The 12353-nt window shown below is 55.6% G+C and carries 14 protein-coding genes; 13 read left to right on the top strand and 1 reads right to left on the bottom strand.

What is annotated here, in order from left to right; translation table 11 throughout:
* Position 1 precedes the first annotated feature (1 nt).
* A complete protein-coding gene (carA, locus tag ABSE13_RS03905) occupies positions 2-1057 on the bottom strand; it encodes a glutamine-hydrolyzing carbamoyl-phosphate synthase small subunit (protein WP_424027183.1) in 1056 nt (351 codons plus the stop codon).
* Positions 1058-1253: 196 nt separating this feature from the next.
* Between carA and ABSE13_RS03900 the strand changes: the two genes are divergently transcribed.
* The 13 genes from ABSE13_RS03900 (at position 1254) to ABSE13_RS03840 (ending at position 12301) form a co-directional block, all read left to right on the top strand.
* A complete protein-coding gene (locus ABSE13_RS03900; RefSeq protein ID WP_424027182.1) occupies positions 1254-1751 on the top strand; it encodes a ferritin-like domain-containing protein in 498 nt (165 codons plus the stop codon).
* A gap of 198 nt (positions 1752-1949) precedes the next feature.
* Positions 1950-2231 carry a glutaredoxin family protein gene (locus ABSE13_RS03895; RefSeq protein WP_424027181.1) on the top strand — a complete coding sequence of 94 codons (282 nt, stop codon included), beginning with the start codon at positions 1950-1952 and terminating at the stop codon, positions 2229-2231.
* Positions 2228-2752 carry a ferredoxin-thioredoxin reductase catalytic domain-containing protein gene (locus tag ABSE13_RS03890; RefSeq protein WP_424027180.1) on the top strand — a complete coding sequence of 175 codons (525 nt, stop codon included), beginning with the start codon at positions 2228-2230 and terminating at the stop codon, positions 2750-2752. Before ABSE13_RS03895 ends, ABSE13_RS03890 begins: the two co-directional genes overlap by 4 nt.
* A 39-nt stretch (positions 2753-2791) precedes the next feature.
* Positions 2792-3178, top strand: coding sequence for a hypothetical protein (locus tag ABSE13_RS03885; RefSeq protein WP_424027179.1), 387 nt, complete (start codon positions 2792-2794; stop codon positions 3176-3178).
* A 276-nt stretch (positions 3179-3454) separates the two neighbouring features.
* Positions 3455-4117 carry a GNAT family N-acetyltransferase gene (locus ABSE13_RS03880; protein WP_424027178.1) on the top strand — a complete coding sequence of 221 codons (663 nt, stop codon included), beginning with the start codon at positions 3455-3457 and terminating at the stop codon, positions 4115-4117.
* The gene (locus tag ABSE13_RS03875) at positions 4114-4239 is read left to right on the top strand and encodes a hypothetical protein (RefSeq protein WP_424027177.1); all 126 of its coding nucleotides are present in this window, start codon (positions 4114-4116) and stop codon (positions 4237-4239) included. The genes ABSE13_RS03880 and ABSE13_RS03875 overlap by 4 nt, the downstream gene beginning before the upstream one ends.
* Positions 4236-6179: a proton-conducting transporter transmembrane domain-containing protein gene (locus ABSE13_RS03870; protein WP_424027176.1), complete on the top strand. Its 1944-nt coding sequence runs from the start codon at positions 4236-4238 to the stop codon at positions 6177-6179. Before ABSE13_RS03875 ends, ABSE13_RS03870 begins: the two co-directional genes overlap by 4 nt.
* Positions 6176-7117, top strand: a complete 942-nt coding sequence (locus ABSE13_RS03865) for a respiratory chain complex I subunit 1 family protein (RefSeq protein WP_424027175.1) — start codon at positions 6176-6178, stop codon at positions 7115-7117. Before ABSE13_RS03870 ends, ABSE13_RS03865 begins: the two co-directional genes overlap by 4 nt.
* Positions 7114-7806 carry a hydrogenase subunit gene (locus ABSE13_RS03860; RefSeq protein ID WP_424027174.1) on the top strand — a complete coding sequence of 231 codons (693 nt, stop codon included), beginning with the start codon at positions 7114-7116 and terminating at the stop codon, positions 7804-7806. Before ABSE13_RS03865 ends, ABSE13_RS03860 begins: the two co-directional genes overlap by 4 nt.
* Positions 7803-9284: a proton-conducting transporter transmembrane domain-containing protein gene (locus tag ABSE13_RS03855; protein WP_424027173.1), complete on the top strand. Its 1482-nt coding sequence runs from the start codon at positions 7803-7805 to the stop codon at positions 9282-9284. Before ABSE13_RS03860 ends, ABSE13_RS03855 begins: the two co-directional genes overlap by 4 nt.
* Positions 9284-10885, top strand: a complete 1602-nt coding sequence (locus ABSE13_RS03850) for a hydrogenase large subunit (RefSeq protein WP_424027172.1) — start codon at positions 9284-9286, stop codon at positions 10883-10885. The genes ABSE13_RS03855 and ABSE13_RS03850 overlap by 1 nt, the downstream gene beginning before the upstream one ends.
* Before the next feature lie 11 nt (positions 10886-10896).
* Positions 10897-11415 carry an NADH-quinone oxidoreductase subunit B family protein gene (locus tag ABSE13_RS03845; protein WP_424027171.1) on the top strand — a complete coding sequence of 173 codons (519 nt, stop codon included), beginning with the start codon at positions 10897-10899 and terminating at the stop codon, positions 11413-11415.
* A gap of 106 nt (positions 11416-11521) precedes the next feature.
* Complete coding sequence (locus ABSE13_RS03840) at positions 11522-12301, top strand: alpha/beta fold hydrolase (RefSeq protein WP_424027170.1); 780 nt, start codon at positions 11522-11524, stop codon at positions 12299-12301.
* Positions 12302-12353 lie beyond the last annotated feature (52 nt).

The following is a 12353-nucleotide window of genomic DNA, read 5'->3' as shown; positions in this document are numbered from 1 at the left end:
ATCAGGCAATCCTCCTGAAGAGCGAATCGAAGAAATGCGCTTCCGTGTCCCTCGGACCCCCGTGGGCTTCAGGATGGAACTGGACAGTCGTGAGGCAGAGATCCTCGTTCTCAAATCCTTCGACCGTGCCATCGTTGACGTTGGTATAGGTGACTTTTGACCCTTCAGGCAGCGATTCTGCATCCACGGCAAAACCGTGATTCTGGGTAGTGATGAATATACGGCCATCCTTAAACCGCACTGGCTGGTTTGCACCACGGTGACCGAATTTCAGCTTGTACGTATCGCCACCGAGCGCGAGTGCAGAGACCTGGTTGCCCATGCAGATCCCGAAGATGGGCAGCTGGCCAAGCAGTTCCCGTATGCATTTTATTGCATCGGTCGCCTGCTTGGGATCGCCCGGCCCGTTGCTCACAAACAGCGCATCGGGTTTGCAGGCCATAACCTGATCTGCGGTGGCATTGTACGGGAAGACATGAAGATCGCCGCCCCGCTTCGAGAGACTGGTGATCATGTTCTTCTTGATACCGAGATCCATGACGGCAATCCGTTTCCCGCTTCCCTTGATATGGTAAGGCTGTTTGCAGGAAACTTCAGGGATGGGGATGATATCGCAGATAGTGGGCGTCCTGCGGGCGAGCTGTACTGCATAATCGCCATCATCACAACCGACAACAAGGGCTGCCCGCATGGTGCCGTGGACCCGGGTCTTGATGGTCAGGGCACGGGTGTCGACCCCCGTCATACCAAGCAGGTTGTTCTCTTCAAAAAAAGATCTGATGGAAGGCTGGGTGGACGGTTTCTCGCAGATCTCCTTTGTTATACATCCCAGGGCGCAGACCTTCTCATTCTGGAAATTCTGCCGGTCAACACCATAATTGCCGATCAGCGGGAACGTGAACATCAGGATCTGGCCAAAATAACTCGGGTCGGTGAGGGATTCCATATAGCCGGTCATCTGGGTGTTGAATACCAGTTCACCGGCACATTCCCCCTCGGCACCAAAACCCTCTCCCACGACGAATTGTCCGTCCTCAAGACCCAGAACAGCCTTCATGATTTCCATATGTTATGTGCCGGAATAGTTATTAACGATAGTGCAGGTACCACAGCCTCACCTCCCTGCCAACCGGGATTGTCACCGTTCCGGAGGAGATCCGGGGGCATATCACGACCACCTGTCACTACGGATATACATATATCGGGGGAGATCCGATATTCAGGTGTCAGTCATTTCATTGACGGTGAATATCATGGGAACACAAGGAAGAAAAATTGTGGGAACCGATGTTGATGATCTTGTCAAGCTCCTCAACAAGGCATTTTCCGATGAATGGCTCGCATACTACCAGTACTGGATTGGTTCCAAGGTTGTCCGTGGCCCTAACAAGGAGGCGGTTATTGCAGAGCTGACCCTTCATGCAACGGAGGAACTGGCACACGCGACCCTCCTCACCACGAGGATCATCCAGCTGGGCGGAGTGCCGGTCACAAAACCCCAGGACTGGTATAAGCTGACAAACTGCGGGTACGATGCGCCCGATGACCCGTTCATCGTCAAGGTGCTGGAGCAGAATATCAAGGGTGAGCAGTGTGCAATCAAGAGCTACAATTCCCTCTTAAAAAAGACCAGGGATACAGATCCAGTCACCTACAACATGATCCTCACCATTCTCTCGCAGGAGGTGGAGCACGAAGAAGATCTCCAGGCCCTGCTCGAAGACGTTAACATCATCATGAAGAATAAGTAACTCAATTCATCAATTTTTTCATGCAAAATTCATCTTTATACGGATTGTGGAGCTGACCGGATCAGAGGTCCGTGAGATTTTTTCATGGACTCCCGATGTGCCATTCATCCGGGCAATCCCATTGGTGCATATCCACTATCCCCACTCTTAAATAGTATCTTCCTCAATCTCCATCCATACTACTTTGGTTGGTTTTTCATGGCAGTGGAACATGTGAACGGAAAAAACAAGGGATCGGTAATGTTGTATGCACTCTCAACCTGCGGATGGTGTGCGAAGACAAAAGATCTCCTGAGGCAGATGGGGGTTGCATTCGATTTTGTTTACGTTGACCTGCTGGAAGGACAGGATCAGGATGACACCATACAGACCGTGGAAAAGTGGAATCCCAGTGGATCGTTTCCTATACTGGTCATAAACAACAGCAAATGCATCATCGGATTCCGCGAGCAGGAAATCCGGGAGGCCCTTAGCGCATGAACTTTGCCGGTATTAACGAGAGGGATGTGGACCGCCTGCATGAGATGATGAAATCGGAGGCTGAGGAAGGTGGATACCGGTTCAACCCGGACCTGGAATTTACCAGGAACCTCATAAAAGGCCTGCTCCGGAACGAGCAGCGGTACGGGTACAGGTCCTGCCCGTGCCGGCTTGCTAGCGGTAAAAAGGAGGAAGATATTGATATCATCTGCCCCTGCGATTACCGGGACGCAGATGTAGCCGGGTATGGAGCTTGTTATTGTGCTCTTTACGTCAGTGATGCCGTCGCACACGGGACGGAAAAACTGGCTGCACCGGTTCCCGAACGGCGACCGCCCCGATCGAAACGCCTGCCGGGAGCCGCTGTAAAAACCGTTTCCGCTGGTCCGCTTTCAGGTCAGGCCCTGTCCCTTCCCGTATGGCGATGTAAAGTATGTGGGTATCTCTGTGCACGCGAAAATCCTCCTGATCTCTGCCCCATCTGCAAGGCGAAGAAGGACCGGTTCGAACGGTTCATCTGATCTCCCTTTTTTCACCCTGCCTGAGGTTTAACAGGGCAGATGACAAATAACGAATCCTCATATAGTGACCGGGCAAACTGTTATGGCATGGCAGGAACTGTCCATGTCGAGATCGTCGGGCTGAAAACTTCAGAATGTTCCCCGTTTCCCTGCGATGAGAACCGTACCTGCGGTCTCTCAGGTTGTTACCTCTCGGGGAAACTCAACGATGCCTATGCGGAACTGAAAAAAGTGCTAACAGAAACCTACGGGAACCGGGTCGATCTCAAGCTTACTCTCGTCGATGAGGGTACACCGGAATATATCCGCACGATCATCGAGAGGGAATATCCCCCGATCCCGATGGTACTGGTCAACGGGCGGGTCACGAAGATCGGGCGGATCACGCTGGACAGGATCAGGACCGAGATCGAGAAAGAATTATAATCCACCGGGCTCCTTTCAGGCGCGCATTCCGGGAAAACCCGGAATCCGACCCGATAATCCTCTTCAGGACATTTTTTACAGGTTTTTTCCGGATACCGGAACTCTTCCGGCCGGAATGATACAATTTCATAAAAAAAATGCAGGTATTTTACCGTGTCCGCCACAATATTATATAAGGCTTGGAAAATAACCGTGATGAATTACTATCCGCTGATGATCTGAATGCACAATTCCCCTATATTTTTTGTACAGGCATCCCGGTTCCGGAGGTGAGGCGTGCCGACACTCACCGTGAATTCTGAAGAAGACGCTTTCAATGAGGACCAGACGCTTCTTGCTCTCTACAATCTGGCCGGTGAGGAGAGCGGGGGATTTATCACATTCCGGCCGCATCTCCTTCACACGCTCAACAGGATACTCATTGCCCATCACATTCTGCCCTCGCCTCCAAGGGGCCCGGATACCGTGGAAGTCCGGGAACTCAGGGCTTCGGAGATCGGGCGGATCAGGCAGGAACTCAGTCTCCGGTTCCGTGCAATGGACACAGATCCATCAACGACCTGCATGTTCGCTGCATTTAATGGCACCCGGCTCGTCGGCGTGGCCCGGTGCGTACGCCACCCGGACGGGCTCGAACTGGACGGGATCTATATCCTCGAAGAAGTCCGCCGGAAAGGGTTCGTTAGGGGGATCACTGCACTTCTTATCGAAGCGTTGGGTAAACAGGATGTCCTGTATGTCCGGGCCGCTGCCGGCGTGGCCGAATTGTATCATACGCTTGGTTTCCACCCGGTGCAGGAAGCCGATCTCCCGGTTACTCTCAGGGGGCCGTTATCCGGAGACAAAGCCGGCAAAAAGAGCGGGGCCAGCTGTGCCATGCGACGGGAACGCACACAGGACCCGGCGGGACAGAACACGGTGAAACCGGAGGAGCCATGAACGGCAATAACGCGGGTCTGAGCCACGATACTGGTGCCGGCGGGCCGGTACGTTTCCAGGTATCAGGCCGCATCCCGAGGGTGTACCGGGCTCATGTCGTCATGAAGGGAAGAGAAGCATGATAAAAGAACTCCTGTTCCTCGGCCTTGCACTCCTCCTTGCGGGGGTTGCCATCCCGCTCGTCACCGCAGGAGCTGACCGGAAGCTGGCGAGAACAATCTCCCTGATCTGTACCGTTGCGGCATCTGCCGTTCTGGCAATCCTGTCCCTCGTGGTTCTCCTTTCCGGCGAAGTCATCGCATGGTCGGCATACCAGCCCGTAGCCGGGTTTTTACTCACACTTACGATCGACCGGCTCGCGGCTTTCTTCATCCTGATCATTGCTGCCGTGTCAGGCTGCGTTGCGATTTACGCTACCAGTTACGTAGAACAGCTGCATGGCGGCTCCCGCAGGAATCTCCTCTGTGCCTGTGCAAACCTCTTCATCCTCGCGATGGTGCTGGTGGTCGCATCCGGCACAACTCTTGCATTCTTCCTTTTCTGGGAACTGATGGCCGCGAGTTCTTTTTTCCTCGTGATGTACGAATATGACGACCCCGAGACAAAAAAGGCCGGTATCTTTTACTTCGTGATGACACAGCTCTCGACCCTCTTTGTCATGCTGGGCATCATCATCCTGTACGGGCAGACCGGGACATTTGCCTTTGCCCATATACTTGCACCTCCATCCCCGCTCCTCACCTCCGCGTTCCTCTGCCTGTTCTTAGGTTTCTCGATAAAGGCGGGGATAATCCCGTTCCACAAGTGGCTCCCGTATGCCCATCCTGCAAGTCCGTCCCCTATCTCTGCCCTTATGTCCGGAGTGATGCTCAAAATTGCTGTTTACGGACTGGTTCGTTTCCTCCTCTATGTGTTCGCACCCGAACTGTGGTGGGGGGTCCTGATCCTGGCCGCAGGAACGGCCTCTGCGGTCCTTGGGATCATCTATGCCCTTAAAGAGCACGACCTCAAGGCAATGCTCGCGTACAGCAGTATCGAGAACGTGGGCATCATCTTTGTCGGGATCGGCCTATCGGTCATCTTCACCTCCTACAATCTCCCGGCCCTTGCCATGCTCAGCCTGCTCGGGGCCCTCTTCCATTCCCTTAACCACGCGCTCTTCAAGAGCCTCCTCTTCCTTACAGCAGGATCCGTGGTCCACGCAACCCATACCCGCGACATCGAGCACATGGGAGGGCTCGTGCACCGGATGCCGTACACGTCGGCCCTCTTCTTTATCGGGGCCGTTGCAATCGCAGCCCTCCCGCCCCTGAACGGGTTTGCAAGCGAGATCCTGATCTTCATCTCGTTCTTCTCTTCTGTCGCAGTGGCGAACCCGCTCTTCAAAGTCCTGCTCTTCATCTGTCTTGCCCTGTTCGCGCTGACAAGCGCCCTCTCCGCTGCCTGCTTTGTGAAGGCATTCGGATCGGTCTTCCTTGCCCTGCCACGTTCAAAAGAGAGCGGGGATGCCCATGAAGTCCCCCTCCCGATGCTTGCCGGGCCCGCTCTCCTTGCCGGAGCATGCATTATCATCGGACTTCTCGCCCTTCAGCTGTTTACGCTGGCCGGCTATTCTGTGCCGATCCCGGACATGCTGCTTGTTGGTGTCCTCCTCCTCGTGATGACCGCGATTGCCTATGGAGTGCTGTACGTTACCGCTTCGCGAACCGTCCGGGTCTCCGAAACCTGGGGGTGCGGGATGCCCTCGCAGCAGCCGCTGACCGAATATAGCGGTCACGGATTTTCGGAGCCTATCGACATCATCTTCTCGACCATCTACCGGACAAAGATCCGGAATGAGCGATCATTTTTCGATGCTGCCGGCTGCATTTTCCGGGAGGGGAACGCAGAGATCCGGCTCCTGAAAGTATTCGAGGAGTATCTCTACCTTCCTGTTGCCCGGGTCTCCTGCCGGGCAGCGAAGGCCGTTTCACAGATCCATAACGGGTGCCTTGATACGTATCTCCTCTATGTCTTTATCACGGTGCTCGCTATGGTCGCATGGCTGGGGTGGTTTGCATGAGCCCGGAGTTTATCCTGTACCTGGTGATCAATACGGCGGTTGTCCTCGCCATTGCCCCGCTCTTTATCAGCCTGATTAAAAAAGTGAAGGCGTGGACTCAAGGGCGGAGAGGCCCGCCACTCTTCCAGACGTATTACATGCTCGCAAAACTGGTGAAAAAAGAGGTGATCTACTCGCCCCATTCCTCATGGATCATGCGGGTCACCCCGATCATCAACATAGCAGCGATTCTCGTAGCAGCCCTCTTCGTACCGCTGGTCTTCGTTCCGGAGCCGGTCGGCGGGATCGGCAATATCATCCTCCTGCTCTACCTGCTCGCGCTGGCAAAGTTTTTCATGGCCCTTGCAGGTCTGGACGCGGGCAGCTCGTTTGGCGGAATGGGTAGTTCACGGGAGATGAGCATCTCGGCGATCATCGAACCGACAACCATCATCGTCTTTGCAGCGCTCGTCTTTGTCTTCAAGACGCTCAATGTATTCGAGATGTTCACCCTGTCGGCCGCTTCCGGCACCCTCTCTACCCCGACGCTCATCCTGATCGGGATCTCCCTGTTTATCATCCTGATCGTCGAAACCTCTCGTATCCCGGTCGATAACCCGGAGACACACCTCGAACTCACCATGATCCACGAGGGTATGATCCTTGAACAGTCAGGTTCCAATCTCGCCCTCATGGAGTTGTCCGCCGCAGTCAAGCTCACGCTCCTGATGGCGCTTCTCATCAACCTGATCGTCCCGTTCGGCCTTGCGACCACGCTCTCCGCAGCCGGTCTCCTCCTTGCCCTAGTCCTCTTCCTTGTGAAGGGGAGCGTCCTCGCCGGTGTCATCGGGCTCTTTGAATCATCGATGGCAAAGATGCGGTTCTTCCGGCTCCCGAGCCTCTTTGCGATGGCGTTCTTCTTCTCGACGCTGATCATTATCATCGAGGTGTTCTCATGATCGATCCGGCACTCGTCCCGGGAATTATCCGGGTCCTGTTCGTCATGGTCATCATCACCGCGGCCTACATCATCTCCACCCGGAACATCCTCTCGCTTGTCTCGGTCTACGCCATCCAGTCACTGACACTCGTGCTGATCGCCCTCTCACTCTACACGCTCGAAGGCAGCAGCGTCCTCCTTGCCATTGCCGTTATCACGTTTATCAGTAAGGTGCTGGTTATCCCCTACTTCATCGCAACAATTCAGGAAAGAGTCCGGATCAGGAGGGATATCGAATTCCATTTCCTGAATCCCACGACATCACTCCTCCTCTCCATGGCCCTGATGCTCGTCATCTACATCGCCCTCTCGAAGATCATGGAAGGGACACCTGCCAGGGAGAGCCTCTTCTTCTTTGGTGCAGTTCTGGGAATCTCCCTGATGCTGATGGGTATGATGGTGACATTCTCGCGCAAGCGTGCAATCTCCAAGGTGCTCGGGTACCTCACTATGGAGAACGGCGTCCTGCTCTTCGGGATGTTCGTCACCGAGCTGCCGTTTATCATTGAATTCCTGATCATCATCGATCTTGTCATACTCGTACTGCTGACCACGATCCTGACGGTCGGCATCGACTCGACCCTGGAAGACTACCATGACCGGCTCAACCGGTTCCACCTGCTGGACGATACGGAGGAGGCCCCATGATCCTGATCGCCTTTGTCCTTGTTGCTGCCTGTGCTATCGGACTCATCGCCATCAGCCATTCCCACCGGCAGATGAACCTTGCCTGTATTGCCGAGGCGCTCATCTTCCTCGGGCTCGCCATATATCTTATCCTCTCCGGCCAGATCCCGGTTTCGACGTTTTTGATCGGCAGCCAGTACTTCTTCATCGACCATCTCGGCATCTATGAAGTGTTGATCGCGACCGTCATCTTCCTGCTTTCAGCCATCTATGCCCGGGGGTATGTCGAGGGCCTTTTAGAAAGCGGCGAACTCGGGAAAAACAGCCTGAGGCTGTTCTATGCGGCATGGGCACTTCTTCTCCTTATCATCGTCCTGGCATTCTGCTCGGACAACCTCGCCCTCTTCTGGATTTTTGCCGAGCTGACCACGATCATCTCGGCCATGCTCATCGCCATCCTCGCTGCCCGGGAGAATATCGATGCCGCAATTAAGTACATCTTCATTGCCTCGATCTCCATGCTCTTCTCGTTTGTGGGCCTCATATTCCTCTTCGAGATTTCCCGGTCTGCCCTTGGCACCGGCACCCTGAACTGGACCGGCCTGATGCAGCACGCAACTGCCTTCCCGCCGGGCATGCTGATCGCTGCCTTTGCTCTTGTCTTCATCGGATTTGCCGCAAAATCCGGCATCTTCCCGTTCCACACATGGCTGCCGGAAGCCCATGCAAAGGCACCATCTGCGGTGAGCGCAATACTTTCAGGAGTTCTTCTGAATGTGGGTATCTATGGCATCATCCGCGTCTATGCCATCGTGCACCAGACACAGGCCATCGCAGCAGCCTCTCCCCTCCTTGCCCTTTTCGGGCTCCTGACCGTCGGCATTGCCGCCATCTCCATGCTTTCCCAGAAGAACCTCAAGAAACTGGTCGCCTTCTCCAGCATCGAGAACATGGGGATACTGCTCGTCGGTCTTGCCATCTCGACCCCCCTTGCACTGTTCTGGGTGCTCTTCCATATTATGGCGCACTCATTCACGAAAGCTTCCCTCTTCTTCTCGGCAGGGATCCTCCACCGCCAGTACCGGAGTACCCTTTCGGCCGATGCCACAGACGAGATCCGGGATGTTTTCCGGCTCCAGCCACTGGCCGCGTGGGGGATCATCATCGGCGGACTCGCAATCATCGGTATGCCCCCTTCGCCAATCTTCTTCTCAAAATTGTTCATCCTGCTCCAGCTTGGCACCGTCTCACTTCCCGCACTTGTCGTTCTGCTCGTCCTGCTCTTCATCGCATCGGTTGCGCTGGGGTATTACGTGATCAGCACTTTCACGCAGGTTTCTTCAGCCGGGAACCCCCTGGAAACGCGGCAGTACCATACCCCGGCCAGCATGAAGGTCCCGATCGTGGTCCTGCTCATTATGATAGTCCTGCTCGGGATCGTCTTTACTACCGGTGAAACATCCTTCTTCAATCAGATCGTAACGGAGCTGAGATTCTGATGACGACTGATACCGGATTATCCGATGCGCAGGAAGATGCCGGGATGAAATATGTCCGGCGGCTCGTTGGGTCAGGAGAGCTCGCCCTGCGGATCACACCGGGACACAACGGAGAATTCTATCTCGAGGTACGGGACGATGAGTTTGTGCCGCTCGTCGACACCCTGGCCACCCGTAAATGTGTCCTGATTGGATTGTTCTGTGCCGAAGGGTTCTCAGAAAACGCCCGCTTCTCCCTCTTCTCGGTCTTCGAGAAGAAGAGTGTGGTCCTGATCGTTATCAGGCACACCAGTGGGCGTGCCATATCCATCGCAGGGACGTTCCCGGCCGCATCATGGTTTGAGCGCGAGTGCCGGGACGGGTTTGGATTAGAGTTTCCGGACGCATTCGATACCCGGCGGCTCTTCCTGCACGAGAACTACCCGGCCGGGTTCCATCCTCTTGAAAAATCCTTCCGGAACGGGACGATTCAGACGTCACAGCCCGTGGATGCCGCGGACGAGTACCCGTTCCGGCCGGTCCACGGAGAAGGTGTCTACCAGGTACCTGTAGGGCCGGTGCATGCGGGAATCATCGAACCGGGGCATTTCCGGTTCAGCGTGATCGGCGAGACGATCTTCAACCTGGAGATAAGGATGTTCTACAAGCACCGGGGGATCGAGAAACTGGCGGAGGGCCGGACTCCGCAGGAGTGCGTGGCAGTGTCAGAAGCTGTGAGCGGCGACGAATCTGTGGCAAACGCGACCGGGTTCTGCCTCGCGGTTGAGAAGATCGCGCAGGTCACGGCACCCGACCGTGCCTGGTACCTGCGCACGATCCTGCTGGAGATGGAGCGGATCTGTTCGCATCTCGGCGACCAGGCAGGAATGCTCATTGACGTTGCCTTCCCGCTGGGGGCCGGCCAGTTTTCCGTCCTGCGGGAGGATATATTCCGTATGAATGCATTCCTGACCGGATCCCGGTTCATGCGGGGAATGGTTGAGGTCGGAGGGATCACAAAGGATCTCCGGAAAGAGCAGCTGACAGAACTTGGCTGGTTCATTGCCCGGTTCCGGAAACGCTATCGTGTCGGCCTGAAGATCGTCCTCTCGACCACATCCGTTCTCGACCGGTTCGCTACCACCGGTTCGATCCGGAGGGGACTGCTGCGCCCGCTCAACATCACCGGTCCGGCAGCCCGTGCGTCCGGCGGGAAGGTGGATGTACGGACAGATCACCCGTACGGTATCTACCATTCATTTCCCCCGGAAAATACCACTCTGCATGACGGGGACGTGCTCTCCCGGTTCACGGTAAAAGCTTCCGAGATCATGGACTCGCTGGAGCTGATCGAGCAGATGCTTGAGGCAATACCCGACGGGCCGGTGAAAACAGAGGTGCCCTCCCGGGACGGCTATACCCTCTCCCTTGTAGAATCCGCCAGGGGACAGAACATCTGCTGGGTCTGGATCCGTAATGGAAGGATTGAGCGCTACAAGGTCAGGACTGCATCATTCTGCAACTGGCAGGCGATCGAGCACGCAGTACAGGGCAATATCGTACCTGACTTCCCGGTGATCAACAAGAGCCTGAACCTGTCTTATGCGGGGACCGACCTGTGAGGTGAGAAGCAATGGTGAATGCATTATCCTGCCTGCTGAAAAAGAAAGTGACGGAAGACCTGATTGTACGGGACGAGGATATCGAGCGGATAGGCCGTGAGATTCACCGCGAGATCGATGCGGTGTTCGGCCGCAGTCTCGCTATCCGCGAGCTCGATACCGGCAGCGACAACGCGACCGAGATCGAGATCAACAATCTCAACAACCCCTATTATGATGTCGAACGGTTCGGCATCAGTTTCGTAGCCTCGCCCCGGCATGCCGATGTGCTGATGGTGACCGGCGCTGTCACGCATAACATGGCGATCGCCGCAACGAAGACCTATGACGCGATGCCATTGCCTAAGTTCGTGGTGGCAGTGGGCGATGATGCCTGTAACGGCGGCATCTTTGCAGGGACCTATGCCGTGCTGGGCGGTGCGGACAAACTGTTCCCTGTCGATTTGAAGATCACGGGCAACCCGCCAGCGCCAAAAGAGATCCTTGCCGGGCTTCTCGCGCTGATGAAGCAGGCACATACAAAACCGTAGTAACCACACCATCGCAGGTGCAGGGCACGAATGCGGTATATCCGCGAGTTTTTTTCATACCTGACCAAGGACAATTTATACTCATGAGAGAAAACCGGTAATCACGATGGGACCGGTACGGAAGTGGGGACATGGGCCGTATGCAGTAGCAGTGATCCACGGTGGGCCCGGGGCGCCCGGCGAAGTGGCACCGGTAGCCCGCGAGCTCTCTGCAGTAACGGGTATTCTCGAACCATTCCAGACCGAGACCACGCTCGACGGCCAGGTGCAGGAGCTCCGCTCGGTACTTCTGGAGCACGGAAAAGTGCCGGTGACACTCGTTGGTTTCTCGTGGGGGGCATACTTGTCCTTCATGCTCGCCGCCCGCTACCCGGCGCTTGTCAAAAAGCTGGTGCTGGTCAGCAGCCCTCCGTTCGAGGAGCAGTATGCCGCTTCGGTGACACAGACCCGGATGACCCGGCTCAACAAAAAGGACCAGGCCGGGGCGCAGGCACTGCTTGCACAGCTTGCCGACCCGGAAACTCCCAATAAGAACGCCCTTCTCGCAAAACTCGGCACCATGCTGGCCCATGCCGACACCTATGACCCGGCACATGCAATGGAAGAGGGGTTCCACAGCCAGTACGATGTCTTCAAAGGTGTCTGGGATGAGGCAACCGAGCTCCGTAAGAAACAGATCCTCATCCAGATGGCAAAGGCAATCACCTGCCCGGTGGTGGCGATTCACGGCGACTGGGACCCCCACCCGGCTGAAGGGGTGAATGACCCCCTCGCGAGAGTCCTCGCGGACTTCCGGTTTGTTCTTCTCGAGAAGTGCGGCCACCGCCCGTGGATCGAGCGTTATGCTGCGGAGAATTTCTACAAGGTCCTCGTGGCGGAGATCTGAAACGGATTTTTTTCCACGGTATCTATCCAATTCTTAATAAGCCGTGATGCCC

It is taken from the genome of Methanoregula sp., assembly GCF_049518935.1.
Taxonomy (GTDB): Archaea; Halobacteriota; Methanomicrobia; order Methanomicrobiales; family Methanospirillaceae; genus Methanoregula.
Note: the sequence above shows the minus strand (reverse complement) of the source record. Positions and strands in the feature narration are given on the sequence as shown.

Excerpts from the sequence above, each read along its gene's own strand:
- carA (WP_424027183.1), bottom strand. The coding sequence starts at position 1,057 with ATGAAGGCTGTTCTGGGTCTTGAGGACGGACAATTCGTCGTGGGAGAG.
- ABSE13_RS03900 (WP_424027182.1), top strand. The coding sequence starts at position 1,254 with ATGGGAACACAAGGAAGAAAAATTGTGGGAACCGATGTTGATGATCTT.
- ABSE13_RS03895 (WP_424027181.1), top strand. The coding sequence starts at position 1,950 with ATGGCAGTGGAACATGTGAACGGAAAAAACAAGGGATCGGTAATGTTG.
- ABSE13_RS03890 (WP_424027180.1), top strand. The coding sequence starts at position 2,228 with ATGAACTTTGCCGGTATTAACGAGAGGGATGTGGACCGCCTGCATGAG.
- ABSE13_RS03885 (WP_424027179.1), top strand. The coding sequence starts at position 2,792 with ATGACAAATAACGAATCCTCATATAGTGACCGGGCAAACTGTTATGGC.
- ABSE13_RS03875 (WP_424027177.1), top strand. The coding sequence starts at position 4,114 with ATGAACGGCAATAACGCGGGTCTGAGCCACGATACTGGTGCCGGCGGG.
- ABSE13_RS03870 (WP_424027176.1), top strand. The coding sequence starts at position 4,236 with ATGATAAAAGAACTCCTGTTCCTCGGCCTTGCACTCCTCCTTGCGGGG.
- ABSE13_RS03865 (WP_424027175.1), top strand. The coding sequence starts at position 6,176 with ATGAGCCCGGAGTTTATCCTGTACCTGGTGATCAATACGGCGGTTGTC.
- ABSE13_RS03860 (WP_424027174.1), top strand. The coding sequence starts at position 7,114 with ATGATCGATCCGGCACTCGTCCCGGGAATTATCCGGGTCCTGTTCGTC.
- ABSE13_RS03855 (WP_424027173.1), top strand. The coding sequence starts at position 7,803 with ATGATCCTGATCGCCTTTGTCCTTGTTGCTGCCTGTGCTATCGGACTC.
- ABSE13_RS03850 (WP_424027172.1), top strand. The coding sequence starts at position 9,284 with ATGACGACTGATACCGGATTATCCGATGCGCAGGAAGATGCCGGGATG.
- ABSE13_RS03845 (WP_424027171.1), top strand. The coding sequence starts at position 10,897 with ATGGTGAATGCATTATCCTGCCTGCTGAAAAAGAAAGTGACGGAAGAC.
- ABSE13_RS03840 (WP_424027170.1), top strand. The coding sequence starts at position 11,522 with ATGGGACCGGTACGGAAGTGGGGACATGGGCCGTATGCAGTAGCAGTG.